Source organism: Bradyrhizobium sp. (assembly GCF_004799405.1).
Classification (GTDB): domain Bacteria; phylum Pseudomonadota; class Alphaproteobacteria; order Rhizobiales; family Xanthobacteraceae; genus Bradyrhizobium.
The window spans coordinates 43,268-70,194 of sequence record NZ_SSMW01000002.1 but is presented as its reverse complement, the minus strand read 5'-3'; the positions used below and the strand labels follow the sequence as shown (position 1 = coordinate 70,194).

Below are 26,927 nucleotides of genomic sequence, written 5' to 3'. Positions count from 1 at the left end.
CCTGCAGGAGTTTTGCTTTTGGTTGTTCCAGCGGCCGGTCGCTCGATGATGGCGGGAGATCGGATGTAGCACGTGAAGTGCGGTTTGAGCCGGAGAAGGGAAGCAGGAATCTCATGCTTTTGCCGTCCGCTCCACCAGCAGCGTGGGGATGCCGCAAGTACCGTTGCGCACCGTCAGCACCCGCGTCCCCGGCTTGCGCCCCGTGCGCACCTCGGACACATCGACGCCATCCGACACCAGCCGCGCCCGCGTCGCATCGATATCGGCGACGCGCCAGCTCACGCCCCACAGCCTGTCATGCTCCGCATCGGTGTCCTTGCCCGGTCGGTGCACCACTTCGACAATGAGATCGCCGCAGCGGAAGAACATCAGCCGTCCCCACTCGGCGTGTGAGCGGTCCAGCGCCATGTCGAGCCCGAGCCGCGCGCCATAGAGTGCGGCTGCGCGTTCAGGGTCCGCAGTCGAGACCACTACGTGATCCATCGCGGTGACGGGTGCGGACGTGGTCCGGACCGAGAGCGGACGTTCCTTCGCCAGTTCCAGGAAAAACATCCGCACACCGCGCGTGGCCTCGGTCGCCGCACGGGTTCGCTTCCACGACAACACGGCGTCCGACGTGGCGTCGCGGCTTTCGACCTCGGCAATCGGCTCGGGCTTCAGCGTCAAACGATCCAGCCTGCGGTGCATTTTCGCAATATCGCCGGTGCGAAAGCAGATGCTCGTCAGCCCTTCGCCCTGTTTTGCAATAACAGCACGAATCCCGTCCGCGGCGTTGCCGTCGCCATCGGGCGACATCAGCTCCAGTGTCATGTTGTCGAGCGTGAACAGCACGCGCGCGGCGCCGTCGCCGCGGTTGCGCCAGGCCGGCGCGCGCGCAAACAGCGTCTGATAGGCAGTCGCACCGGCGGCGATATCGCTGACCAGAATGACGACGTGATCGAGCCCGGTGATCACGGAAAAAGTCCCCGCGTGTTCTTGGCGGCGCGGACTTTCTCCACGCCGATCGCCATCGCAGCGGTGCGGTGGGAAACCCCGTCAGCCTTGGCGCGCGCCACCATGTGGTCGAAGGCGCGATCGAGGATGTGATATTCGCGTCGCATCACCTCCTCTTCTTCCCAGAACAGCTGCTGCAGGTCCTGCACCCATTCGAAATAGCTGACCACGACGCCGCCGGAATTGCACAGGATGTCCGGGATCAGGAAAATCTCATCCTGGCGTTTTTCGAGTATCAAGTCCGCATCCGGCGTGGTCGGGCCGTTGGCGCCTTCCGCCAGCACCCGGCATTTGAGGGTTTCGGCGACCCGCGCGTCGATCACGCGCTCCATCGCCGCCGGTACCAGCACGTCGCAGGGCAGCGCGAGGATTTGAGCCGGGTCGAACTGCATCTGGCTGGAAAAACCGGCGATGCTACCGTGCTCGCCGGCGTGGCGCATCAGCGCCGTGATATCGAGGCCGGCAGGGTCGTGAAGCGCGCCGGTATGGTCGCTGACCGCGATCACTTTCAGGCCGAAATGATGCAATCCGAGCGCGGCATAGGAGCCGACATTGCCAAAGCCCTGCACCGCGGCGGTGGCGTTGTTGAGGTCGATCGACAGTTCGTTCATCACCCGCCTGGCGAGATGGGCGACGCCGCGCCCTGTGGCTTCGCGCCGTCCCAGCGTTCCGCCCGATGCAACCGGTTTGCCGGTGACGATCCCGGTCACCGTGTGTCCCTGATACATCGAATAGGTGTCCATGAACCATGCCATGACCTGCTCATTGGTGCCCATGTCTGGCGCCATCACGTCGGTATGGGGGCCGACGAACGGGATCATCTCCTGCATATAGCGGCGCGACAGCGCCTCCAGCTCGCGCTTGGAGATCTTGCTGAGATCGACGTTTATCCCACCCTTGGCGCCGCCATAGGGCAAGCCGACCAGCGCGCATTTCCAGCTCATCCAGATCGCCAATGCCGCGACTTCGCCGATATCGACGCTGGGGGCAAACCGGGTGCCACCCTTGGTCGGGCCGAGCGTGAGGTGATGCTGGACGCGATAGCCCTCGAACACCGCGACCGATCCGTCGTCGCGGTGGATCGGACAGGAGACCGTAACGGCCCGCTTCGGCAGCAGCAGGCGGTCGCGTTCGTCCATCGGGATCGACAGATGATTGGCGATAACGCCAAACTGGTTCACCGCCATGTCGAACACCGGACCGGAATAAACCGTCATCGTTCCCTCCCCTGTTTTCTCTTGTCAGGAACTCAGAACAGCCACAGGCCGTTAGGCCGGCGCGGCGCACTGACGATACCCCTTGGAAGGTCGTAGTCCGGCCATGGGGTTATCTCAAGCGATACCGGCGGCGCGGTTGCCAATAATTTTAGCGAATAATCTGTGATAGACGGTGCTAATGTGAGGTTGCCGCCGGGACCACCCTTCAGCGCACGACGGAAAACCAATGCAAGCCCTGTTCATCGGACAAACCTATATCGATGTTACCTTCATCACCGACCACATGCCGACCGGCGACGAGAAGCACGTCGCCAAGGACTATGCGGTATCGTTCGGCGGCAACGCCGTGACAGCGGCGTTCTGCTGCGCCAAGCTCGGCATCGTGCCGGATCTGATCGCCACCGTCGCCAATGACTGGCTGGGCCGCATGTTCCAGGACATGAGCGCCAAGTACGGAATTTCGATCCATCCGCGCAAGGTCAACGCCTCCTCGCTGTCCTTCATCATGCCGAAGGAAGGCAAACGGGCGATCGTGCGCTGCCGCGACGACGAGCACATTCATCCATTTCCGATCCTCAATCTCAAGGGCTGCCGCGCGCTGCATGTCGATGGCCACCAGCCGGACGCAGCGATCCATTACGCAAAACTCTGCCGCGAGGCCGGCATCCTGACCTCGCTCGACGGCGGCGGCCTGCGCAGCAATACCCACGAACTCCTCGAGTTCATCGACATCGCGATCGTCGCCGAACGATTGTGCGAGCAAATGGACAAGACACCCGAAGAGATGCTGGATTACCTCAAGAGCCGCGGCTGCCGGGTCGGCGGGATCACCATGGGCGAGCGCGGCCTGCTTTGGTATGACGAGACCGGCGCCGTCCGCAGCCTGCCAGCGCTTCCGATCCCGCGCGAGCGCGTCATCGACACCAACGGCGCGGGTGACGTCTTCCACGGTGCCTATATCTATTCATACCTGAGCAATCCGGGCAAAAGCTGGCATGACCATTTCGTGTTCGCGCGCGCCGCATCCACCTACAAGATCCAGCACCTCGGCAACGAGGCCGGCTTGCCGACACTGACCGACATCGAAGTGGTCAAGATGGCGTTCGCGGGCGGCGCCTGACGGGATGAATCAGGCGCCAGCATGAGCCGCGTTTTCGTTGCCGGAAGCATCAACATGGATGTAGTGGCGACGGCCGGGCGCCATCCCCGTATCGGCGAGACCGTCACGGGGAACGCGGTTCGCTATTTTCCCGGTGGCAAAGGCGCGAACCAGGCGGTCGCCGCGGCCAAACTGGGGGCGCCGACGACGCTGATCGGCCGCATTGGCAAGGACGCGTTCGGCGATCAGTTGAAGGCGTTCCTTGCGGCGCAGGGAGTCGACGTCGCTTACCTGCGGGAAACAGCCGAGGCACATACGGGAACGGCGATCATCACGGTCGCCAATGCCGACAACACCATTGTCGTCATTCCCGGCGCCAATGCGCTTGTTGACGCTGCCGATATCGCTGTATCCAACCTTGCGAAAGGCGATATCGCTGTCAGCCAGTTCGAGATTCCGCTGCCTGCGATCAGCGCCTTCTTCAAACGAGCCCGCGCAGCAGGCGCGACGACGATCCTCAATCCGGCGCCTGCGATCGAATTCGACTCCGCAATGCTTGATCTGGTCGATATTCTCATCCTCAATGAAAGCGAGCTCGGCTTGCTGGCGAAAACCGGACTTCTTGATACCGACGATCATGCGCGATTGATCGGCGCGGTGCGATCGTTACCAACCAAAGACAGGATCATCTGCGTGACGCTGGGCAGGCGTGGCGTGCTGGCGCTCGTCAACGACGAGCCCGTGTTTATTCCAGGCCACGCCGTCAAGGCCGTCGACACCACTGGCGCCGGCGACTGTTTTGTCGGCGCGGTTGCCGCCCAACTCGCCGACGGCCAGTCAATCGAGGCCGCGCTGGACTTCGCCAATGCTGCTGCCTCGATCTGCGTACAACGGATGGGCGCGGGGCCATCGATGCCGACAGCCGCGGAAGTGGGGGCCGCTCTCTCCACGTCATCCCGGCCACCGAGCGGGACCCATAATCACCGGCGTTAATTGTCAAGAAAGAGGTCTCTGCCACCGCGCAAAACGAGATGGCACGGCGTCTGGGTCCCGGCTCGGAGGCCGGGACGACAAGTCAAGCCAGCGCTGCTTTCAAATCAAACCGCAAGTCCGCGGCCTGTTCCGGCGTGATCGACCTGTTGAGTCCGAGAATTTTCCGTCCGAACACATGGTCCGACGCGCGATTGACCGACTCGACGCCAACCAATTGTCCAGCTTTGTAGCAGAACGCCGAGAACGATCCCTGCCCGGCGTCCCCGCGCACCACGACGCGATCGTAGCCAGTGGTGAGACCGGCGATCTGCAGCTTGTCGGGGCCCTGGTCGCTCCAGAACCACGGCAGGCCGTCATAGGTTTTGGCATCGCCGGTTAGACGCGCCGCGACGCAGCGGGCGTGATCGGTGGCGTTCTGCACCGATTCCAGCCGCAGCGACGCGCCAAAGCGCGGGCTGTCGAACAGCGCGCAGTCGCCGATCGCCGATATGTTCGGATCCGAGGTCAGCAATTGCTCGTTGACGATGATCCCCGACCCCACCGGCAGGCCGGCTTCCGCCGCCAGTTCGACGTTCGGCAACACACCGACGCCGACCACGACCAGATCGGCCGCGACATGCCGGCCGTCGCTGAGGCTGACACCGGTCACGCGGCCGCTATCGCCCTCGATGCTGGTGGCCTGCACGCCGAAATGGATGCGGATCCCTGCAGCGGCGTGCCGCTGCTCGAAGAATGCCGAGATTTCCGCGGTCACTGCACGCGCCATCACGCGCGGTCCGAGTTCGACCACATCCACTTCAAGTCCCTTGGCCCGCGCGGTGGCGGCAAATTCGAGGCCGATAAATCCAGCACCGACGACGACGACGCGCTGGCCCTGCGTGATCCTTTGCCGCAATGCCTCGCTTTCGTCGAGCGTCCGCAAATAGCGCACGTCTTCGAGGTTGGCATTGGGGATGTCGAGCAGCCGGTTGCGCGCGCCGGTGGCCAGCACCAAATGGCCGTAATCGAAAAATGAGCCGGAGGCGAGCAGCAGCCGGTGCGCGGCGCGATCGATGAAGGCGGCACGATCGGCGGTCAACTCGATGTTCTGGTCGCGGTAAAATTTGTCGGGGCGGAACATCAGGCTGTCAGGCGCGCCGCCGCCTTTGAGATAGGCTTTCGACAAAGGCGGCCGCTGGTACGGCAGATGCGCCTCGTCATTGATCAGGACGATGCGTCCGCCGTAATGGTGCTGCCGCAACGAGGCCGCGAGCTGAAAGCCCGCATGGCCTGCCCCGACGATCAGAACCGGTCCCTGCTCCATCCGATCAGGCCGGCACGAGGGGAAGCGGCAAGGTATCGAACCCGCGCAGCGTGTTGTTGAGCCGCCGACGCGGTTCGCCTGTCAGTTCGAAGGAAACTACGCGTTTGGCGAGTGCTGCAAAAATCGCCTCGCTTTCAAGCCGCGCCACCGCCTGCCCGACGCAGCCATGAATGCCGGTGCCGAAGGTCATGTGCCCGGTGGCGCGGCGCCTGACGTCGAAAGTATCGGGCCTGTCCCAGCGGCGCGGATCGCGGTTGGCCGCGGCGAGAAACAGCAGCACCTTTTCGCCCTCGCCCAGGCGTACGCCGCCGACATCGACAGCTTTGGTCGTGGTCCGAAAGAAGGTCTGCACCGGCGCCTCGAAACGCAACACCTCCTCGAAGGCGCCGCGGATCAGCGCGGGATTCTCGCGAAGTGCCGTCCATTGTTCGGGATAACGCGCCATGCAGTACAGCGCATTGCCGAGCCCATACACCGTGGTGTCGATGCCCGCCGAAAGAAATGAACGCACCAGCATGCCCGCTTCATCTTCCGCCAGTTCGCCGGCATCGACGGCCCTGAAAATCAGCATGCCCAATCCGTCCGGCGCCAGCGCCGCGCGGCTGCACTTCGACATGATCCATTCGCGAACCGGGCCGGCATTGGCCATCGCCTGGTTGAACAGATCGTTGCGCGGGCCGAAGGAATTGAACACCATGCTGCCATAGGGCAAGAGATTCTCGCGACCGTCTCCGGAAATGCCGACCGCATCCGGAAAAACCTTGAGCGGATAAGCTTCCGCCAGATCCGCGACACCGTCGAATTCGCGCTGTTCCACCAGCCGGGCGACCAACAGTTCCGCCTCGCGCTCGAAGGTCGTGCGCAGGACATTGATCGCGGCCGGTGACAGGATTCGGGTCAGCACCGCGCGGGTACGCGTGTGCAGCGGCGGATCGGCTTCCAGAATGATGCTGGGCGGACGCCATGGCGGTTCCTTTCGGAAGTCGCTCAAGCCGACTCCGGCCGACGAGCAAAAGGTTTGCCAATCCGTCAGGGAATCCCGCACCTCCTGGTGGCGGGCCATCGCCCATATTCCGTATTGCTCGAGCCAAACCACGGGACCTGCTTCCCGCATCGCCTCGTGGTGCGGATAGGGATCGTGCAGGAAGGCGTGCGAAAACGGATCGATGGTGGAAACCGGTCGGCTCAACGTCGCTTGGTCGCTTGCCATATTGTCCCCGTTTCCATCCCTCGCCGCCTGGCCGGTTCGGCCCATTTTGCACGACTTCGGCGGGGATTGTCACCCCACCGCTTCTGCTATTTAAATGCCCCCGAACCTCACAAGACCGGGACTCACCAGATGTCGATGCCCGCAACCGCCTCCCTGCCCGACGATCCGGCGCTGCTGCGGATCGAAGGCCCGATCGCCACCATCACGCTCAATCGCCCCGCCGCTTTCAACTCGATCGATCTTTCGATCGCAAAGAAGCTCGAACAACTCGGCGCCGAGGTCGCCGACAACGACGATATCCGCGTGCTCGTGATCGAAGGCGCAGGCCGCGCGTTCTGCGCCGGCGGCGACCTGCAAACCATTGGGGCGGCGGCCGCTGCCGACAACATCGCGCCTGTGGTCGGTGAATTGCTGAAGCACTATCACGCTTTCATCACCAGCTTGCGGCAGATGCCCAGGATCGTGCTGGCGAGCGTACACGGTTCGGCCGCCGGCGCCGGCCTTTCGCTCGCCTTCGTCGCCGATCTCTGCATCGCCGCCGAAGACGCCCGCTTCACGCCCGCTTATGCCAAGCTCGGCGTATCGCCCGACGGCGGCGGCACCGTCGGCGTGGTTGCGAGCGTCGGGGCGCGCCGGGCGTTGCAGATCTATCTGGCCGAGGACAGCTTTTCGGCGGCCCAGGCCTATGACTGGGGCCTGGTCGCCAGGGTCGTGCCAGCGGTTGAGCTGAAAGCCGCGACCCGCGAACTGGCGCTTCGTCTGGCGCAAAACGCACCGGCAGCACTGGCGGCGACGAAGGCGCTGATCCATCGCGCGCATGTGACGCCGATCGAACAACAGCTCGACGCCGAACGGGACGGCATCATCGGCTGCATGCACACGGAAGAGTTTCGCGTGGCGGTGAAGAAGTTCACCAGCAAGGGAAAGTAGCGGCCGATCGCCCACTCTCAGTGTCGTTCCTGCGAAAGCAGGAACCCATAATCACCGACCGCAATTGTCGAAGCGTAGGCTCGCCGCAGCCGTCTGTATAAATGCCGCGCTGACTACGCGGTATGGGTTCCCGCGTTCGCGGGGACGACACGGTGTCTAGGGCGGGCAGATATACCCGGTCCCCGACGGCGACTTGAAGCAGCCGACCGATTCCGGGATCACGTGCTTCGGCAGCCACAGCACCACTTTCGGGAAATAGATCGTAAAGCAGATCGTCACCAGGAACACCACGTAGATCGGCAGCGCCGCGCGCAGCGCCTTGCCGAAACTGACGCCGACGAATTTCGACGCCATCAGCAGCACCAGACCATAGGGTGGCGTGATCAGCCCGAACGCCAGTGTGGCGATCAGGACCACGCCCATATGTACGCCGTTGATGTCGCCGGCCTGCGTCAGCGCATTCACCAGCGGCATGAAGATGATGATGGTCGGCACCGGCTCGATGAAATCGCCGACCACCGTGAACAGCAGCACCAGCAGCAGCATCATGTATTGCGGATCATTGCCGGCGATCGAGGTGATCCAGTCGGCGATCACGATGGCGCCGCGCAGATAGGCGAGCATCCATCCGAACGCGTTGGCGGCGCCGATGGTGATCAGCGGCAGCGAGAAGATCAGCCCGGCAAGGCAAAAGTCGTAAGGAATCTTCCTGATGTGCCCGCGATTGAGCGCGGGGATCACCACCGCGATGATCCAGATCACCGCGACGGCGCCGGCTTCGGTCGGCGTAAACCAGCCGGTGAGGATGCCGCCGAGCAGGATCACCGGAATCATCAGCGGCAACGCCGCGTCGCCGGCGGCGAAAACCACCTGGCGAAACGGCGCGCGCGGCTTGCGCATGCCGGAGGGTCCGAAAAAATAGCAATAGATCATCAGGCCGAAGCCGATCATCAGTCCCGGCACCACTCCGGCCATGAACAGCCCGGCGATCGAGACGTTGCCGACCGCGCCATAGACCACGGCCGTGATGCTCGGCGGCACCAGGGCCGCAATGGTGGAGGCGGATGCGATGATCGCCGCGATGAAGGCGGGGCTGTAGCCCTCCCGCTTCATCGGGCCGCCCAGCGCGCGGCTCATGACCGCGACGTCGGCGGTGGTCGATCCCGACATTTCCGAGAAGAACATGCTGAAAACTACGACGACCTGCGACAGCCCGCCCCTGATGTGCCCGACCAGCGACAGCGACAGATTGGCGATCCGCACCACCACGTTGGCCGAGCTCATGAGTTCGCCGACCAGCAGGAAAAACGGAATCGCCAGCAGCGCCTCGGAATCCATGCCGTCGAAAATCTTCTGGACGATCGCCGCCAGTGAAACGTCGGTCAGCGCCGCGCCGATGAACACGCCCGCCATCAGCGAGAACGGCACGGGCACGCCGAGGTAGCCGAAAAACAGGAAGCAGAACGACATCAGCGCGAGGATGACCGGCGCGCTCACAGGCCCACCTTCTTGGTCATGTTGGTGTCGATCGATGGAATGTCCCTGTCCTCTTCCGGCGGCTCGGGATGATCAAAGCCGTTGCGGATGCCGTTGACCAGTTGCTCGACCGCAAACAGCGCGATCAGCGCGCCGGCAAAAGGAATGGCTGCATAGAGCGAGGCGATCGGGGTGCCCGAGGGAAGCCGGAAACTGCCGAAGCCCCTGATGTAATTGATATAGCCGAACCCGATCAGGCAGAATGCGACGCCGAGAACGATCAGGCGGATCAGGATCTCGACGATCAGGCGCGGGGTACCGTGCATCGCCTCGGAAATCGCGGTCAGATACAGATGGTCGTTGCGGCGGGTGGCGACCGCAGCGCCGATGAAGATCGCATAGATAAACAGCGTGGAGGTGACTTCCTGCAGCCATAGCCAGGGATGGCCGATGGTCCGCGTGACGATATCGCACATCACCGACAGCGAGAAGCCGAAGCACAGCACGCCGCAAACGATCATCAGGACCAGTTCGAGCCGGTCGAGCGACCGCCACTTGAGGTGATGCTGCCGCTGCAACACCAGTTTATCGGCGATGGACATCGTCAGGTTCTCCGTCGTCCCGGCTTTTCTTCATGGCCGGGCAAAAGTGCGAAGCACGTCTTCGCGCTAGATATCCCGGCCATCCACGTCCTGATGCAGCGTGAAGTAAGACGTGGATGCCCGGCACAAGGCCGGGCATGACGATGCTATTTCAGCCGCCTAGTCGATCGCCCGGATCAGGGTCTTGATCTTGTCGGCGTGCGAGCCGAGTTCCTTGGCAAGCTTGTCGAGATAGGGATCGGCGATTTTCTGAAAACCCGTCTTGTCGACATCGGTGACGATCTTGACGCCCAGCTTCTCGAGTTTCGTCGCCGCCGAGCGTTCGAGCTCGAAAGCCCGCTTCGGCTCCTGCGCACTGACGTCCTTTGCGGCGGTCAGAACCCATTGCTTCTGCTCGGCGCTGAGGCTTTGCCACAGTTTGTCGCTGATCCAGACGATGGCGTTGTTGGCCTCGTGCTCGGTCATCGAGAGCACGGGCGCCACTTCATAGTGCTTGTTGATGAGGTAGACGTTGACGCCGTTTTCGCCGAAATCCACCACGCCGGTTTGCAGCGAAGTATAGACGCTGCCGAACGGCATGTGCACGGTCTGGGCGCCATAGGCGGCAAACATCGTGTCCTCGGTCGCGGTTGCCTGGACCCGAACCTTGTAGCCCTTGAGGTCCTCGACCTTGTGGACTTCCTTCTTGCCATACATGTTGCGGAAACCCTGGGTGGCAAGCCCGATCGCATGAATGCCGGGCGCGGTGTCGTCGATCATGTCCCGGATCGCTTCAAAGACTTTCTGGTCGCCCATCGCCTTGATGTCGTGCGCCTCGGAGCGGAACAGGAAATGCAGCGACATCACGCCGGCTTGCGGCGAGATCGTCGAGGTATTGGCGGAAGAGACGACCGCAAAATCGATATCGCCCGATTTGACGAGCTGCAGGATCTGCGGCTCCTGTCCGAGCTGCGCGCCGGGATACTGGTCGACCAGCATGCTCCCCTTGCTCAATTCCTTGAGCCTGGCGGAAAATATATCGTAGGCGACGCTGTAGCCGGAATTGAGCTGCTGGTCGTGGGCGAAACGATAGTGCTTCACCTCCTGCCCGCCGGCGCCGGTGGTAAAAACCATTGCCGCCGCCGCGACCGCCGCAGCGACTATTTTTCCTGGATTGTTCAAAGCTTCCCCCTGTTTTGATTTTTTCAATCATCCCATCGGGGTAACAGGATTGTCAATCAGACATCGGGCCATCTCGTCGGCCCGGTGAAACGCCGGGACGACGAGTGCAGATGCTCTAATTAATCGACCGGATCAGGTCCTTGATCTTCTCGGCGTGCGGGCCAAGCTCCTTGGAGAGCTTGTCAAGATAGGGGTCGGCGACCTTGATGAAACCGGATTTGTCGACGTCGGTGACGACCTTGACGCCCATCGCCTTCAGCTTGTCCTGCGATTGATGCTCGAGTTCGATCGCCTTCGCCGGCTGGTTCTTGTTGACCTCGTCGGCGGCGGCTTGCACCCAGCCCTGTTGCTCCGGCGTCAGGCTGTTCCACAGCTTGTCGCTGACCCAGACCAGGCTGTTGTTGGCCTCGTGTTCGGTCATCGAAAGCACCGGGGCTACTTCATAGTGCTTGTTGGCGAGGTAAACGTTGACGCCGTTTTCGGCGACATCGACCACGCCGGTCTGCAGCGAGGTGTAGACGCTGCCGAACGGCATGTGCACGACCTGCGCGCCATAGGCCGGGAACATGGTGTCCTCGGTCGGCGTCGCCTGCACCCGCACCTTGAGGCCTTTCATGTCGTCGACCTTCTTGATCTCGCGCTTCGAATACATGCTGCGAAGCCCGAGCGTCGAGAGCGCGATGACGCGCGCGCCCTGCACCGTATCCGCGATCATCGCCTTGACCTCCGCGGACACCCTGGGATCCGCGATCGCCTTGACGAGGTGCGCTTCGGAGCGGAACAGGAAATGCATCGACATCACGCCGGCCTGCGGCGACAGCGTAGCGGCATTGGCCGAGGAGGAAATGCAGAACTCCACGTCTCCCGCTTTCACCAGTTGCAGGACTTGCGGCTCCTGCCCGAGCTGCGCGCCGGGATATTGCTCGATCAGCATGGTGCCCTTGCTTAGCTCCTTCAGCTTGTCGCTGAAGATATCGCCGAGGATTCCGTAACCCGTCGTCTTGGGCTGGTCGTAGGCGAAGCGATAATGCTTCACCTCCTGCGCGCTCGCGCTTGTCGCCATCATGATCGCCGACGCGGCCACGACCGCACCGAGAATTCCTCTCAACTTGACCATCGTCTCCCCCCTGTTTTGATTTTCTCAATCATCCCATCGGGGTTGTTTGAATGTCAATCAAACAAAGGGCGCAACGCATCTGCGAGATAATGGGCTCCGTCACCCCCGGGATGAACCGCAATTGCGTTCACCCGGAGGATGACGGTCCCGTGCCGCGCATGAAATCGAAGTCGCAGCCTTCGTCGGCCTGCAGGATGGTTTCATTGAACAGATGCGCATAGCCGCGTTTGGCCCAATCCGGCGTCGCCGCCGGGGCCAACGCTGCCTGGCGTATTCTAAACTCCGCAGTGTCGATCAGAAGATCGATGCTGCGGTTGGCAACGTCGAGCCGGATCATGTCGCCGTTTTGGACCAGCGCCAACGGGCCGCCCACGGCGGATTCCGGAGTGATGTGCAGCACGATGGTGCCGAATGCCGTTCCGCTCATTCGCGCATCCGATATCCGCACCATGTCCTTGACGCCGGCGCGCCCCAGTTTCATCGGGATCGGCAGATAGCCGGCTTCCGGCATGCCCGGCGCACCCTTCGGCCCGGCGTTGCGCAGCACCAGCACGTCGTCGGCATTGACGTCGAGATCGGGATCGTCGACCCGGAGCGTCATGTCCTCGACCGAGTCGAACACCACGGCGCGGCCGGTGTGCTGCAACAGCCTGGGGCTGGCCGCCGAATGCTTGATGACGGCGCCGCGCGGCGCGAGATTGCCGTGCAGCACCGCCATCGCGCCTTCCGGCTTGATCGGACTTTTTCGCGCGCGGATTACGTCCTGTCCCGGTACCTCCTCGGCGCCGGCAACCACATCGCGCAACGTGGCGCCGGTGATGGTCCTGGCATCCAGATCGATGAGGTCGCCGAGCTGCGCCATCAATCTCGGCACGCCGCCGGCATGATGGAAATGCTCCATGTAGTGTGCACCCGATGGCTTCAGGTCGATCAGAACGGGCACCTCGCGGCCGATTCTGTTGAAGGCTTCGAGATCGATGCGATGTGCGGTGCGATTGGCGATCGCCGTGAGGTGAATGAGGCCGTTGGTCGATCCACCGATCGCCTGCAGCACGACTTGCGCATTCCTGAACGCCGCGGGCGTCAGCAACTCGCTCGGCCGCGGGCCTTTCGCCCTGGCCATTTCGGCGGCGACCTTGCCGCTGGCTTCCGCGAGACGAAAACGCTCGGCATGGGGTGCCGGAATGGTCGCGCTCATCGGCAGCGACAGTCCCAGCGACTCCGTGATGCAGGCCATGGTAGAGGCGGTACCCATCACCATGCAGGTGCCGACGGAAGGCGCGAGCCGGCCGTTGACCGCCTCGATCTCGACGTCGTCGATTTCACCGGCGCGGAATTTGGCCCAAAGCCGCCGGCAATCGGTGCAGGCGCCCAGCACCTCGCCCTTGTGATGACCGACCACCATCGGCCCGACCGGGATCACCACCGTCGGCAGATCGGCGCTGACGGCGGCCATGATCTGCGCCGGCAAGGTCTTGTCGCAGCCGCCGATCACCACCACCGAGTCCATCGGCTGGGCGCGGATCATTTCCTCGGTGTCCATCGCCATCAGATTGCGCAGATACATCGAGGTCGGGAACGCAAAGCTTTCGGCAATCGAGATGGTCGGAAACACCATCGGCATCGCACCGGCCAGCATCGCGCCGCGTTTCACCGCTTCGATAATCTGCGGCACGTTGCCGTGACAGGGATTGTAGTCGCTGTGGGTGTTGGTGATGCCGACGATCGGGCGATTGAGCGCATCGTCGGAATAGCCCATCGCCTTGATGAAGGCCTTGCGCAGGAACAGCGAGAACCCGGCGTCGCCATAACTCGTCAAACCCTTGCGAAGCCCGTCAGCCATGCGTCGTATCCTCTCCAACTTGGCTCAAGTGCCAACGTTCAACTACCTCTCCCCTTGTGGGAGAGGTCGGATCGCATCGTTAGATGCGATCCGGGTGAGGGATTAAGGTCCATCGATAGACCGTGACCCCTCACCCCAACCGTCTCCCACAAGGGGAGAGGGTGCTCACCGTCGTTGTCGCAATCTCGAAGCAATACTTCAAGCTTGGGCTTAAACTTTGATCGTTATTTCCAGTCCACGATCCTGCCGGCGTCGCCGTCGAACTCCATGCTGCAGAACGCGCCGCCCTGGTAGAAATCGCCGACCGGATCGGGCCGAAGCCTCGCCTGTTCGGCCATGGCGTGTTCGCGAAAATCCTCGGCGCGGCCGGTCGGGCGATAGCCGAGATCGTAGGCGCGGTGATTGTCCCACCAGGCGCGCTCGTTGTAAGACGCGCCATAGAAAATCTCGAAATCAATGCCCGGATGATCGAGCCCGATCCGGCAGAGCTGGACCAGGTCTTCGGGCTTGAGCCAGATCGCGAGCCGGCGATGATCCAGCGGCTTGTCGCCGAAATTGCCGATCCGGATGCAGGTGACGCCAAGACCGTGCTTGTCGGCATAGAGTGCGCCCAGCGCCTCGCCGAACGCCTTGCTGACGCCATAGCGGCTGTCCGGCCGCGCCGTCACGTCGGTGCCGATGCGGTGATGGCGCGGATAGAACCCGACCGCGTGGTTCGACGAGGCGAACACGATGCGCTTGACGCCCTTCTTGCGCGCGGCCTCGAACAGATTGTAGCAGCCGATGATGTTGGACTGCAGGATCGCGTCCCACGGACCCTCGACCGAAAATCCGCCGAAATGCAAAATACCGTCGACGCCGTCGCAGATCGCCTCGACCTGCGCCAGATCGGACAGTTCGGCCGCCTTGAACTTCTCTATCGGACCAAGCTCGGCGGGCGCCTCGCGGTCGCTCAGCAGCAGGTCCGGATAAATCGGCGGCAACAATTTGCGCAAGGCCGTCCCGATTCCCCCCGATGCGCCGGTCATCAATATGCGTGGCATTTCTTCCCTCGTTTCTGCGACCGATTTGCGGTCCTTGGCCGACAATGATAGCAAACCAGAACGCGAGGAAACGCAACAACGAGAACAGCAAATGTCCGAGACAAAATCCCCCCGCGCCGGCTGGCAGCCGGCGACCTGTTATCCCGATCCGGCGATCCATGCCCTCGATCCACGCTTTGAAAAATACTGGCTGAAACTCTCCGCCGTGGAACGGTTGACCACGGGGCTGCGCTGGGCCGAGGGGCCGGTGTGGGTCGGCGACGGACGCTACCTGTTGTGCAGCGACATTCCCAACAACCGCATCATCAAGTGGGAAGAGGAAACCGGCGCGGTCAGCATCTACCGCAAGCCGTCGAACTTCACCAACGGCCATACCCGCGACCGCCAGGGCCGCCTGATCGGCTGCGAGCATGGCGGACGCCGCGTGGTGCGAACCGAATATGACGGTTCGATCACGGTGCTGATGGACAATTTCGAAGGCAAACGGCTGAACTCGCCGAACGACGTGGTGGTGAAATCCGACGGCTCGATCTGGTTCACTGATCCGATTTTCGGCCTGCTCGGCAACTACGAGGGCTACAAGGCCGAACCCGAGATCGACATGAACGTCTACCGGATCGACGGCAAGACTGGAAAGGCCACGATCGTCCGCACCGGCGTGCTCGGCCCCAACGGCCTTTGTTTCTCGCCAGATGAAAAAATCCTCTACGTCATCGAATCCCGCGGCGAGCCGACCCGCAAGATCCTCGCCTACGACGTATCGGCAAGCGGCGACACGGTTTCCAACAAACGCGTCTTTGTCGACGCCGGCCCCGGCACCCCCGACGGCATGCGCGCCGACATCGACGGCAACCTGTGGTGCGGCTGGGGCATGGGCGATCCCGAACTCGACGGCGTCGTGGTGTTCGCGCCCGACGGCGTCCTGATCGGCCGCATCGCGCTGCCCGAACGCTGCGCCAATCTGTGCTTCGGCGGATTGAAGCGCAACCGGCTGTTCATGGCCGCGAGCCAGTCGATCTATGCGCTCTATGTCAACACCCAGGGCGCGCTCGGGGGATAGGCCTACATCGTCCTGTACTTCTCGATTGCCGCGATATCCGGCTCGATGCCTAGACCCGGTGTTTCCGGCAGCACGATCTCGCCGTCTTTGATGTCGGCGATCGCGCCGCAGAACTGCTGGCGCAGCGGGTTGTCGTTGCTGTCGACCTCCAGCAACCCGCCACCGCCGCTGCCCGCAAGCAGATGCGCCGACGTCAATAGACCAATGCCGGCGCCGAGGAAATGCGGGCAATAGATGCGCTTTGCGGCAACGATTTCGCGCGCCACCGCGATGCAGCCAGTGATGCCGCCCCATTTGGCGGCATCCGGCTGAACGACGCTCAAGACGCCTTCTTTCAGCGCCGCCGCAAAATTTTCGCGGCCTGCGATGTTTTCACCCCCGGCTATTGGAAGCGTTGAGCCCTCTTGCAGGCGGCGCCATTCGCTCCAGGGACGGTCGGCGCGCAGCGGCTCTTCCAGCCAGGCCAGCCTGAAATCTCCCAGCGGCGGGGCCAATTGCAGCGCCTTCTCGATCGACCAGCCCTGATTGACGTCGGTGGCGAGAAAGCCATCGCCGGCGAGCTTTCGCAGTTCGCGAAGGTTGGCGCGGTCGCGTTCCGGATCGAAACCGATTTTCAGCTTGAAAGCGCGATGGCCGCGGCGCATCGCCGCCTCCGCCATCGCCACGCTGCCGGTCGGATTGAGGCCGCTGGCATAGACGCGCATGCGCCCCGACGCGCCGCCGAGCAGCCGCCACAGCGGCGTTTTTGCGCGCTTGGCGAACAAATCCCACAGCGCGATATCGATGCCGGCGATCGCCTGCGCGAACGGGCCGGGCTCACCCGACTGCAGCGCCAGCACGGAAGTCGCGGCGCTCAAATCCTCGAACACTTCGGAAGGATGGGTCACCGCGCGCCCGGCCAGCATCGGCGCCAGCATTTCGTTGATCAGGCGCGTGCGATGCTCGGGACCGACGGCCGGGAAATTGCACCACAACTCGCCCCAGCCGCATTGGCCGTCGTCATCCTCGAGGCGGACGAACACCGCGGGTCGGTCGCGCATCTCGCCGAACGAGGTCACCACCGGCGTCGTCAGCGGATAGCGGTAGCAGAACGCCTGCAGGCTGCGGATCTTGAAGGCAGAAGTCATATTCGTGATTTACGCAATCCCTCTCCACGCGTCATCCCCAAAACGCAAAAACGCCGGAACGGGATCATCCCCGTCCCGGCGCTTGCGACAGCGCGCTGACGATTACGCGGCGTTGAAGCCGGCGACTGCCTTGACTTCGAGATATTCTTCCATGCCGTAACGGCCCCATTCGCGGCCGTTGCCGGACTGCTTGTAGCCGCCGAACGGCGCGGAGCGGTCGTTGGGAACACCCTGCAGGTTGACATTGCCGGCGCGGATCCTGCGGCCGACCCGGCGCGCAGTCTCAACCGTGTCGGCGGAGACGTAACCGGCAAGACCGTACGGCGTGTCGTTGGCGATCTTGACGGCGTCTTCCTCGTCCTTGGCGCCGAGGATGGTCAGCACCGGCCCGAAGATTTCCTCGCGCGCAATCGTCATGTCGTTGGTGACATCGGCGAAGATGGTCGGACGAACATAGAAGCCCTTGTTGACGCCTTCCGGCAAGCCGGGGCCGCCGGTCACCAGGGTTGCACCTTCCTCGATGCCCTTCTGGATCAGCTTCTGGATCTTGTCCCACTGGATGCGGGACACCACCGGACCGATGGTAGTGCCTTCGGCTCGGGGATCGCCGGCCTTGGTCTTGTCGGCGACGCCCTTGGCGATGGCGGCGACTTCCTTCATCTTCGACAGCGGCACGATCATCCGCGACGGCGCATTGCACGATTGTCCGGAGTTGTTGAACATGTGCATCACGCCGCCGGTGACGGCCTTGGCGAGATCGGCGCCTTCCAGAATGATGTTCGGCGACTTGCCGCCGAGTTCCTGGCTGACGCGCTTGACGGTCGGCGCGGCGCGCTTGGCGACGTCGATGCCGGCGCGGGTCGAGCCGGTGAACGAGATCATGTCGATATCCGGATGCTCGCTCATGGCCGCACCGACTTCAGGGCCGAGGCCGTTGATCAGGTTGAACACCCCCTTCGGCACGCCGGCCGCATGCAGGATTTCCGCGAAGATCAGCGCAGACGACGGCGTGAATTCGGATGGCTTGAGGATCATGGTGCAACCGGCGGCCAGCGCCGGCGCCACCTTGCAGGCGATCTGGTTCAGCGGCCAGTTCCACGGCGTGATCATGCCGATGACGCCGACGGGCTCGCGCACCACCATCGCCGAGCCGAGCGGCTCCTCGAAGTGGTAGGTCTTGAGAACCTCGAGCGTATTGGTGATATGGCCGAGACCGGCGCCGGCCTGCAGCCGCTCAGCCATCGGCAGCGGCGCGCCCATCTCGTCGGAAACGGCGGCGCCGATGTCCTTCATGCGGGTCTTGTAGATCTCGATGATCTTTTCGAGCAGCGCGACGCGCTCTTCGCGGCTGGTCTGCGAGAAGGTCTCGAAGGCGCGCCTGGCGGCGGCCACCGCCTTGTCGACGTCGGCCTTGGAGCCCAGCGCAACCTCGTACATCGCTTCTTCGGTCGCCGGATTGACGACGGGTATGGATTTCTTGACGACCGGATCGACCCAGGCGCCATCGATGTAGAATTGCATGCGGTTGACCATCGTAAACCTCTTGATTTCAGGGGCAATTGGAGGGGGAACAGAGCGTTCGGCAAGCATCCTTGCACGAAACCTCCGGAAAATGAACCCGCCATATGCGGGACACCGCACTGCAGCGGACGCAGCATATTAAAGTCGCTGGTGTGACCGATGCAAGACGCTGCTCCGTCGCCCCGGCGAACGCCGGGACCCAGACGCCCGTGTCCTCACGTTTTATCGCTGACGATAGCGACCTTCTAGAACAACTATCGCTACGGATTGTGGGTCCCGGCGTTCGCCGGGACGACAGATCAAACCGCCATCTTCCGGTGCCGCACCGGTGCGCCCGCCGTGAGGCTCTCGGCGGCGTCGAGGATGGCGTTGGCGTCGATGCCGTGGTGGCGGTAGAGCTCGTCGATACTGCCGGTCTGGCCGAAATGCTCGACGCCGAGCGCCTCCACCCGGTGACCGCGTACGCTGCCGAGCCAGCCGAGGGTTGCAGGGTGTCCGTCGATCACGGTGACGATGCCGCAGTCGCGCGGCAGCGGCATCAGCAGCTTTTCGATATGGCTGAGATGCGGCAACCCGCGCCAGTCGCGGCGCATCCGCCGCGCCGCGGTCCACCCCGCATGCAGCCGGTCGGCCGACGTGATCGCCAGCAGGCCGATATCCCGGCGGCTTTCGCCCAAGAGCCCAATGGCCTCGATCGCCTCCGGCACCACCGCGCCGGTATAGGCGATCACAGCTTCGGCATTCGGTCCCGGCTTGCGCAGCCAGTAGGCGCCGTCGGTAATGCCGCGTTGCAGATCGGGCGTCATCATCCGCTGCGGCTGCTCCAAGTTGCGGGTCGACAGCCTCAGATAGACCGAGCCGCCCTCCCCCGCGCCCTCACGCTGCATGTGCCGGAAGCCCCAGCCCATGATGACGGCGAGTTCGTCGACAAAGGCCGGCTCGAACGAGGCGAGCCCATCCAACGCCATGCCGATCAATGGCGTCGCGATCGACTGGTGCGCGCCGCCTTCCGGCGCCAGCGTGATGCCTGACGGCGTCGCCGCCACCATGAAACGCGCATCCTGATAGCAGGCATAGTTCAGCGCATCGAGCCCGCGCTGGATGAAGGGATCGTACAAGGTTGCGATCGGCAGCAGCCGTTCGCCGTTGATGGCATGCGACAGCCCCAGCGCCGACATCAGGATGAACAGGTTCATCTCGGCGATGCCAAGCTCGATGTGCTGTCCCTTCGGCGAAAAATCCCAGTTGAAGGTCGAGGGTATCTTCTCGCTGCGGAACAGATCGGCCTTCTCGGCGCGCGCGAACAGCCCGCGGCGGTTGACCCAGGCGCCGAGATTGGTCGACACCGTGACATCGGGCGATGCCGTGACGATCCGCGAGGCCAACTCGCTGTCGCCGCGCGCAAGTTCGTTGAGCACGAGGCCAAAACCCTGTTGCGTCGACATCTGCGGTGACGGCTTGAACGAAAGCTGCTGTGGCACGTCGATGACCCCAGCGGTCAGGCGGCGTTGGCTGTCGCGGTTGAACGGCACATCGGCCAGGAACGCCTCCAGTGCCGCCGGTTGCTGCGACAATCCCTCGAATTTTTCCCATTCATGCCCCGGCCGGATGTTCTGCGCCGAGCGCCATTTCTCCATCTGGGTGACCGTCATCAACCCGGCGTGATTATCCTTGTGGCCCTGGAACGGCAGGCCGACACCCTTGATGGTATAGGCGATGAAGCAGACCGGACGGTCGTGGTCGATCGACTCGAATGCCTCGATCATGCTGGTCATGTCGTGGCCGCCGAGATTGGACATCAATGCCAGCAATTCCTCGTCGCTGCGTCTGTCGATCAGTTGCGACACCGCCCCCTGATCGCCGATCTCGTCGCGCAGATGCTTGCGGAAAGCAGCCCCGCCCTGAAAGCACAACGCCGCATACATCGCGTTCGGGCAGGCATCGATCCAGCGTTTCAGCGCTTCGCCGCCGGGTTCGGCGAACGCCGCCTGCATCAGCCGGCCGTATTTCACGATCGCCACGTCCCAGCCGAAATTGCGGAACATGGATTCGAATTTTTCCCACAGCCCCTCGCGCACCACGGCATCGAGGCTCTGGCGGTTGTAGTCGACCACCCACCAGGTGTTGCGCAGGCCGTGCTTCCACCCCTCCAGCAGCGCCTCGAAGATGTTGCCTTCGTCCATCTCGGCGTCGCCGACCAGCGCGATCATCCGCCCCTCGGGGCGGTCCTTCATCCAGCCATGCGCCTTGACGTAGTCCTGCACCAGCGAGGAGAACAATGTCTGCGCCACGCCGAGGCCGACCGAGCCGGTGGAGAAATCGACGTCGTCGGTATCCTTGGTACGCGATGGATAGGATTGCGCGCCGTTAAAGCCGCGAAAATTCTCCAGCTTGTCGCGGGTCTGGCGGCCGAACAGGTACTGGATGGCGTGAAACACCGGGCTCGCATGCGGCTTCACCGCGACGCGGTCTTGCGGCCTCAAGACCGAGAAATATAGCGCCGACATGATGGTGGCGAGCGAGGCCGACGAGGCCTGATGTCCCCCGACTTTCAACCCGTCGGCATTGGGCCGGATGTGGTTGGCGTGATGGATGGTCCACGACGACAGCCAGAGCACTTTTCGGGCCAGCGCGGACAACAATTCGAGGCGTGTGGGTTCGATGGCCATCGCGGTGCTCCAACGCAGGAATCCGGCAGGATGTTAACCAGCCTGCCGGCACCAGAAATCCCAAATTTTCGCTCCATACCCGCATTTATTGGTATAAAACACCGCTTCAACCGTCCGAACCGCGAGTTTGTTCCAATGCAGCCGCTTGACGCCATCGACCGCAAAATCCTCGGCCTGCTGCAGTCCGACAGCCGCGCCACCATGCAGGAACTCGCCGACAAGGTCGGCCTGTCGGTTTCGCCGTGCCACCGCCGCGTCAGACGCCTGGAAGAGCGCGGCGTGATCACGCGCTACATCGCAACCGTCGACCAGAAATCGCTCGGCCTGCACGTCAGCGTCTTCATCTCGATCAAGCTGGCGCGGCAGAAGGAAGAAGATCTCGACCGTTTCGCCAAGGCGGTGTCGAAATGGGACGAGGTGCTGGAATGCTACCTGATGACCGGCAACCGCGATTATTTGTTGCGCGTCGTCGCCGCCGATCTGTCTTCCTATGAGGCGTTCCTGAAAAACAAGCTAACGCGGCTCGACGGCATCGCCTCGATCGAGTCGAGCTTTGCGCTGAGCCAGGTGAAATATTCGATCGCACTGCCGGTGTGACCGTCCGTCGTCCTGGCGAACGACGGGGCGACGATGGATCGATCACGGGTTGGGCGACGGCTCGGCCGGGAGCACCAGGAGCTGCGAGCGCCTGACGCGCTCGCGGTGTGCGGTGTAGAGACCGCCGGCGACGATGAAAACCGCACCGGTCACGGTCCAGATATCAGGCACTTCGCCAAAGATGATGAATCCGAGGATGCTGACCCAGAGCAGCTGCGAATATGAAAACGGCGCCAGCACGGAGGCGTCGGCGTAGCGAAAGGCGAGCACGACGATCCACTGCCCCGCGGTCGAGGCGATGCCGATGAAAACTCCGAAGGCAATGGCCTGCCAGCTCGGCGCAACCCAGACCGTCGGGACCAGCGCCGACATGATGCAGACGCCCGCGATCGACGAATAGGTCATGGTGGTAATGGCGCGTTCGCGGCCGCTCAGCATCCGCGTCATGATCAGAGTGCAGGCCCAGGCCAGCGCCGACACCAGCGGGAAGAACGCCGCGGGATGAAATGCGCTGGAACCCGGCCGCAGGATGATCAATACGCCGATCAACCCGACCGCGGTCGCGAGCCAGCGGCGGACGCCGACCTGTTCGCCGAGAAAGAAGATCGACAGCGCGGTGACGAACAGCGGCGAAACGAAACCGGTGGCGGAGGCTTCCGCGATCGGGAGAAACCGCAAGCCGGAAATGAAAAACAGCGACGATGCCAAAAGTGCAGCGCCGCGGATCAACTGCAGGCCGCGGCGTTGCGTCTGCAGGGCATATAATCGCGTTCCCGGCAGCATCGCCGGAACCATGATCAGTGCGAACACCGAAAACCTGATCCATGCGATCTCGATCGACGGCAACGTCGCCGACAGATATTTCGCCGTCACATCCGAGGCCCCGAGGAACACGGTCGAGGCGAGGATCAGCGCAATGCCGCGGAACGGCCGGTCGGCGCGCGCTGGCACGGGTCGGTCGGCTGATTTTTTCTCGGGCAAAGGCAAGGGCGCGCTATGCAGCCGGGCGGCTACGGCGGATGGAGGAGTCACGGTTGGGCTCGGGCGCAGGAATTATCGAATCGGGCGAGCGCCCAAAAAACGACAATTGGCCGTCATCGACAAGGTCCGAAAACAGGCAGCCGATATGCGCGATTGGGCGCGGCAGAGCGCCGCGCTGCCCCCAATTCGCCCCATCTCGGGCGGCGCTCCTTACCCTGGAGAAATTCACTACAGCATCGGCAACCCGCGGGGTTTCGGACCGCGGGGAAAGGCCTTCTCGAGCGCGGCGATGTCGTCAGCACCGAGCACAAGCTCGCCGGCTGCCGCGTTGTCGGCGGCGTGCCCCTCGCTTGAGGCTTTTGGAATGGCGAATACCGAGGGTTCGCGCGTCAGAAAGCTCAGGGCAATCTGCCGGGGCGATGCGCCATGGGATTTCGCGATTGCTTCCAGCACCTCGCCGGCCTTGCTCCGCGGCTGCGGAAAGTCATGGTGACCGAACGGCGAATAGGCCACCACGGCGACGCCTTGCTGCACGCACCATGGAATGACCGCGTGCTCGATCGCGCGCTCCTGCAGATGATAGAGCACCTGGTTGCAGGCAATCCTGCCTTTACCCGCAACCGCGAGCATTTCGTCGAGATCGCCGGTGTCGAAATTGCTGACGCCCCAGCTTCGGATTTTTCCGACGTCGGCCAGTTCCTCGAACGCGGCAACGGTTTCCGAGAGCGGATACGATCCGCGCCAATGCAGCAGATAGCAATCGAGCCGGTCGGTCTTCAGCCGTTTCAGCGAACGCTCGCATGCGGTGATGGTGCCATGCCGCGAGGCGTTGCTCGGCAACACTTTCGAGACCAGGAAAACATCGTCGCGCCGTCCGGCGATCGCTTCGGCGACGACCAGTTCCGCATCGCCATACATCTCGGCGGTGTCGATATGGGTCATGCCGAGATCGACGCCGCGGCGCAGGGCGGCGACGGCAGCTTTGCGATCGCCGCGGTCAATATACCAGGTACCCTGCCCGATCACGGGTAGCTGCGGGCCGCCACTGCCGAAGTCTTGTCGCCTCAAAGTTGCCTCGCTATCCATCGCAAGCTTGCAGATTACACGTCTGTTCCGGTCATTGCGAGCCAACGGGTCGCGCGAATGCGCGCCCGATGACAGGCTCCGCAAAGCAATCCGTGGCGGATTCAGAAGCTGGATCGGGGGAATCGACCGTGGGCACGGTCGGGGGCGGCTAGATCGCGGCCACCGCTTGCCTGCGTGGCGCATCCGGGGTGGCCACATCGGCTTGCGCGATCAGCCGCTTCAATTCCGGGATGCACGAGCCGCAATTGGTGCCGGCCTTCAACTGCAACCCGATCTTGGCAGCCGAGCGCGCGCCGGCGCCGATGGCATTGCAGATGGTGTCGCGGCCGACGCCGAAACAGGCGCAGACGATCGGACCGGCGCTGGCCAGCCCATCCGTCGATTTACCCGACAACAGCATGCGGCGCTGATCGTCGCTGAGCGCAGCTTGAGCGAACAGGTTCCTGACCACACCCCAGTCGCCCGCGTCATGCGCTGGACCGACAAACAGACAGGTCTCGATACGGTTTTCCGCAAACGACGCCGCGCGATAAACCCCGCCGCCGAAATCCCGGTATTCGGCGAGATCGCTGCCGGCAAAGGATCGCAGCCATGGTTGCCATCGCGCCAGGTCGGCATTGTCGGCGAGCAGATAGCCGTAGCCGGCGGTGACGCTGACTCGCGTCCACCAGACATGCGGCGGCAATTCGAGGTGGGTGCGCGACAGCACGAAGCCGCGAAAGACGTATTCATAGGGCACGATCGTCACCGGCGTGGCCTTGTTCTCGGGCTGGCCGGAAAACGGATCGGTGAACGGCGCCACCAGCGCACCGACGCGCGCGGCGGACGCGTTCTGCTCGCTCCAGTGAATCGGCGCGAACAGCATGCCGCGCTGCTGCCGCTCGCTCACGACAACTTTGAGAATGCATTGTCCGTAATCGGTGACGACGCGCGCAAAGCCGTCGTCGGTGACACCAGACCTCAAGGCGTCGGCAGGATGTATCTCGACGAACGGCGCCGGCAGATGCTGACCCAGCCGCGCGCTCATGCCGCTGCGGGTCATGGTGTGCCACTGGTCGCGGACGCGGCCGGTATTCAGCCGCAGCGGCCGTCCGGCAGTGGTCTCGGTCCGCAACGCCGGAATCTCGGGCGCGACGAAGCGCGCCCTGCGGTCGTTGGCGAAAAACCCGCCTTCCGCAAAGAAGCGCTGCTGCGGCTGGATATCGCCATAACGCATCGGCCACAGCACCGGCGTCATCGCATCGAACGCCTCGTCCGACAGCGACTGCAGCGCGCCGATATCGAAATCGCGACCGCCATTGTTCTCGAACGCCGACAGGCCGGCATGCTCGCGAAACACGTCCGCCGCCGATTTGAAATCGAACGCCGAACCGAAGCCCAGTCGTTTCGCCACTTCGCCGACGATCCACCAGTCCGGCCTGGCCTCGCCGGGCGCCGGCAGGAACGCGCGTTGCCGCGAAATGCGCCGTTCGGAATTGGTCACGGTGCCGGACTTCTCGCCCCAGGCCAGCGCCGGCAGCAGCACATGCGCGCCGGCGCTCACGGTGTCGTTGGAGCGCACGTTTTCCGAGATCACGAACAGTTCGAGTTTTTTCAGCGCGGCGCGCGCGGCGTCGGCATCCGGCAACGATACCGCCGGATTGGTGCCCATCACCCACAGCGCCTTGATCTCGCCGCGCGCGATCGCCTCGAACATCTGGACGGCCTTGAGCCCTTCATGGGTGGCGATGCGCGGCGCCTTCCAGAACCGGCGCACCCGGTCGATATCCGGCGGCGTGAACGCCATATGGGCGGCGAGCTGGTTTGCGAGGCCGCCGACCTCGCGCCCGCCCATCGCATTGGGCTGTCCGGTCAGCGAAAACGGCGAGGCGCCCGGTTTGCCGATCCGGCCCGTGGCGAGATGGCAATTGAGGATGGCGTTGACCTTGTCGGTGCCCTGCGCCGACTGGTTGACGCCTTGCGAATACAGCGTGACCACGCGCGGCGTAGTGCCGAACATCTGGAAGAAGCCGGCAACATCGGATTCGGAAAGTCCTGTCGCCAGCGCGGTCGCGGCAACGCTGCCAGCGATGCCGCGTGCCCGCGCCAATGCCTCGTCGAAACCGGAAGTATGACGTTCGATGTAGCCATGATCGAGCGCGGCGCTGTCGGCGAGATGCACCAGCAGTCCAGCAAACAGCGCGGTGTCGGTGCCCGGTTTCAATCCCAAAAACAGGTCGGCATCCCCGGCGGTGTCGGTCCGCCGCGGATCGATCACGACAATACGCGCGCCGCGCGTCTGCTTGTTGGCAAGCATGCGCTGGAACAGGACCGGATGGCACCACGCCGCGTTGGAGCCGACCAGCACCAGCAGGTCGGCCTGGTCGAGATCTTCATAGCAGCCGGGCACGGTATCGGCGCCGAACGCGCGGCGGTGGCCGGCGACCGAAGAGGCCATGCACAGCCGCGAATTGGTGTCGACATTGGCGCTGCCGATGAACCCCTTCATCAGCTTGTTGGCGACGTAATAATCTTCCGTCAGCAACTGGCCGGAGAGATAGAACGCCACCGAATCCGGGCCATCGCGCGCGACGATATGCTTGAAACGATGCGCGACGTGATCGAGCGCATCGGTCCAGGCCACCCGCTCCATGATGCCCTTGCTGCAGCGGATCATCGGATGGAGCAGCCGGTCTTCAAGCCCGAGTGTTTCGCCGAGCGCCGAGCCCTTCGAGCATAGCCGTCCGAAATTGGCGGGATGTTCCGGATCGCCGGCGATCGCCGCACCTCCACCGCGATCCGGCGTCGCGAGCACGCCGCAGCCGACGCCGCAGTAGGGGCAGGTCGTGCGCGTGGTGCCCACGGGTCCGCGCGGTGCGCGGCCCGATGACAAACTCTGCGTGGGATCGATCGACGTCAT

At 63.4% G+C, this 26,927-nt stretch carries 21 protein-coding genes; 5 read left to right on the top strand and 16 right to left on the bottom strand.

Translation table 11 applies throughout. The features are described from left to right. Positions 1–111: 111 nt before the first annotated feature. Together E7813_RS00575 and E7813_RS00570 are read right to left on the bottom strand one after the other, a co-directional pair. Positions 112–954, bottom strand: coding sequence for a VOC family protein (locus E7813_RS00575; protein WP_291569802.1), 843 nt, complete (start codon positions 952–954; stop codon positions 112–114). Beyond that, a complete protein-coding gene (locus E7813_RS00570) occupies positions 951–2,210 on the bottom strand; it encodes a Glu/Leu/Phe/Val dehydrogenase (protein ID WP_291569801.1) in 1,260 nt (419 codons plus the stop codon). The genes E7813_RS00575 and E7813_RS00570 overlap by 4 nt, the downstream gene beginning before the upstream one ends. Positions 2,211–2,436: 226 nt before the next feature. Between E7813_RS00570 and E7813_RS00565 the strand changes: the two genes are divergently transcribed. Together E7813_RS00565 and E7813_RS00560 are read left to right on the top strand one after the other, a co-directional pair. After that, complete coding sequence (locus tag E7813_RS00565; RefSeq protein WP_291569799.1) at positions 2,437–3,330, top strand: sugar kinase; 894 nt, start codon at positions 2,437–2,439, stop codon at positions 3,328–3,330. Positions 3,331–3,351: 21 nt separating this feature from the next. Continuing rightward, the gene (locus E7813_RS00560; RefSeq protein WP_291569798.1) at positions 3,352–4,302 is read left to right on the top strand and encodes a ribokinase; all 951 of its coding nucleotides are present in this window, start codon (positions 3,352–3,354) and stop codon (positions 4,300–4,302) included. A gap of 82 nt (positions 4,303–4,384) precedes the next feature. Here E7813_RS00560 and E7813_RS00555 read toward each other — a convergent pair whose 3' ends face one another. Then, positions 4,385–5,605, bottom strand: coding sequence for an FAD-dependent oxidoreductase (locus tag E7813_RS00555; RefSeq protein ID WP_291569795.1), 1,221 nt, complete (start codon positions 5,603–5,605; stop codon positions 4,385–4,387). Between the two features lie 4 nt (positions 5,606–5,609). Continuing rightward, positions 5,610–6,815: a cytochrome P450 gene (locus tag E7813_RS00550; RefSeq protein ID WP_291569793.1), complete on the bottom strand. Its 1,206-nt coding sequence runs from the start codon at positions 6,813–6,815 to the stop codon at positions 5,610–5,612. A gap of 135 nt (positions 6,816–6,950) precedes the next feature. On the opposite strand from E7813_RS00550, the gene E7813_RS00545 reads away from it, so the two are divergent. After that, positions 6,951–7,745, top strand: a complete 795-nt coding sequence (locus tag E7813_RS00545; protein WP_291570063.1) for an enoyl-CoA hydratase-related protein — start codon at positions 6,951–6,953, stop codon at positions 7,743–7,745. Between the two features lie 156 nt (positions 7,746–7,901). Here E7813_RS00545 and E7813_RS00540 read toward each other — a convergent pair whose 3' ends face one another. The 6 genes from E7813_RS00540 to E7813_RS00515 form a co-directional block, all read right to left on the bottom strand. Then, complete coding sequence (locus E7813_RS00540) at positions 7,902–9,242, bottom strand: TRAP transporter large permease (RefSeq protein WP_291569791.1); 1,341 nt, start codon at positions 9,240–9,242, stop codon at positions 7,902–7,904. Further along, positions 9,239–9,823 carry a TRAP transporter small permease gene (locus E7813_RS00535; protein WP_291569789.1) on the bottom strand — a complete coding sequence of 195 codons (585 nt, stop codon included), beginning with the start codon at positions 9,821–9,823 and terminating at the stop codon, positions 9,239–9,241. Before E7813_RS00535 ends, E7813_RS00540 begins: the two co-directional genes overlap by 4 nt. Positions 9,824–9,982: 159 nt before the next feature. Beyond that, positions 9,983–10,936, bottom strand: a complete 954-nt coding sequence (locus E7813_RS00530) for a TRAP transporter substrate-binding protein (RefSeq protein WP_291569787.1) — start codon at positions 10,934–10,936, stop codon at positions 9,983–9,985. Between the two features lie 163 nt (positions 10,937–11,099). Then, positions 11,100–12,101: a TRAP transporter substrate-binding protein gene (locus tag E7813_RS00525; protein ID WP_291569785.1), complete on the bottom strand. Its 1,002-nt coding sequence runs from the start codon at positions 12,099–12,101 to the stop codon at positions 11,100–11,102. Between the two features lie 127 nt (positions 12,102–12,228). After that, positions 12,229–13,944, bottom strand: coding sequence for an IlvD/Edd family dehydratase (locus E7813_RS00520; RefSeq protein ID WP_291569784.1), 1,716 nt, complete (start codon positions 13,942–13,944; stop codon positions 12,229–12,231). A 224-nt stretch (positions 13,945–14,168) separates the two neighbouring features. Continuing rightward, positions 14,169–14,987 (bottom strand): NAD(P)-dependent oxidoreductase, encoded by an 819-nt coding sequence (locus E7813_RS00515; protein ID WP_291569783.1) that lies wholly within the window; start codon positions 14,985–14,987, stop codon positions 14,169–14,171. 91 nt (positions 14,988–15,078) lie between these two features. Between E7813_RS00515 and E7813_RS00510 the strand changes: the two genes are divergently transcribed. Continuing rightward, complete coding sequence (locus tag E7813_RS00510) at positions 15,079–16,047, top strand: SMP-30/gluconolactonase/LRE family protein (protein WP_291569781.1); 969 nt, start codon at positions 15,079–15,081, stop codon at positions 16,045–16,047. Between the two features lie 2 nt (positions 16,048–16,049). Here E7813_RS00510 and E7813_RS00505 read toward each other — a convergent pair whose 3' ends face one another. The 3 genes from E7813_RS00505 to E7813_RS00495 form a co-directional block, all read right to left on the bottom strand. Beyond that, complete coding sequence (locus tag E7813_RS00505) at positions 16,050–17,174, bottom strand: mandelate racemase/muconate lactonizing enzyme family protein (protein ID WP_291569778.1); 1,125 nt, start codon at positions 17,172–17,174, stop codon at positions 16,050–16,052. Between the two features lie 102 nt (positions 17,175–17,276). After that, positions 17,277–18,707 (bottom strand): aldehyde dehydrogenase family protein, encoded by a 1,431-nt coding sequence (locus tag E7813_RS00500; protein WP_291569776.1) that lies wholly within the window; start codon positions 18,705–18,707, stop codon positions 17,277–17,279. A gap of 287 nt (positions 18,708–18,994) precedes the next feature. After that, positions 18,995–21,364, bottom strand: a complete 2,370-nt coding sequence (locus E7813_RS00495) for a transketolase (protein WP_291569774.1) — start codon at positions 21,362–21,364, stop codon at positions 18,995–18,997. Between the two features lie 135 nt (positions 21,365–21,499). On the opposite strand from E7813_RS00495, the gene E7813_RS00490 reads away from it, so the two are divergent. Beyond that, on the top strand, positions 21,500–21,961 hold the full coding sequence (locus tag E7813_RS00490) for an Lrp/AsnC family transcriptional regulator (RefSeq protein ID WP_291569773.1): 462 nt from the start codon (positions 21,500–21,502) through the stop codon (positions 21,959–21,961). 42 nt (positions 21,962–22,003) lie between these two features. Here the strand turns inward: E7813_RS00490 and E7813_RS00485 are convergent, their stop codons facing one another. The 3 genes from E7813_RS00485 to E7813_RS00475 all read right to left on the bottom strand — a co-directional run bounded on the left by E7813_RS00485 (position 22,004) and on the right by E7813_RS00475 (position 26,927). Beyond that, on the bottom strand, positions 22,004–22,948 hold the full coding sequence (locus tag E7813_RS00485) for a DMT family transporter (protein WP_291570061.1): 945 nt from the start codon (positions 22,946–22,948) through the stop codon (positions 22,004–22,006). 222 nt (positions 22,949–23,170) lie between these two features. Continuing rightward, positions 23,171–24,028, bottom strand: coding sequence for an aldo/keto reductase (locus E7813_RS00480; protein WP_291569771.1), 858 nt, complete (start codon positions 24,026–24,028; stop codon positions 23,171–23,173). Positions 24,029–24,176: 148 nt separating this feature from the next. Next, positions 24,177–26,927 (bottom strand): nitrate reductase, encoded by a 2,751-nt coding sequence (locus E7813_RS00475; protein ID WP_291569769.1) that lies wholly within the window; start codon positions 26,925–26,927, stop codon positions 24,177–24,179.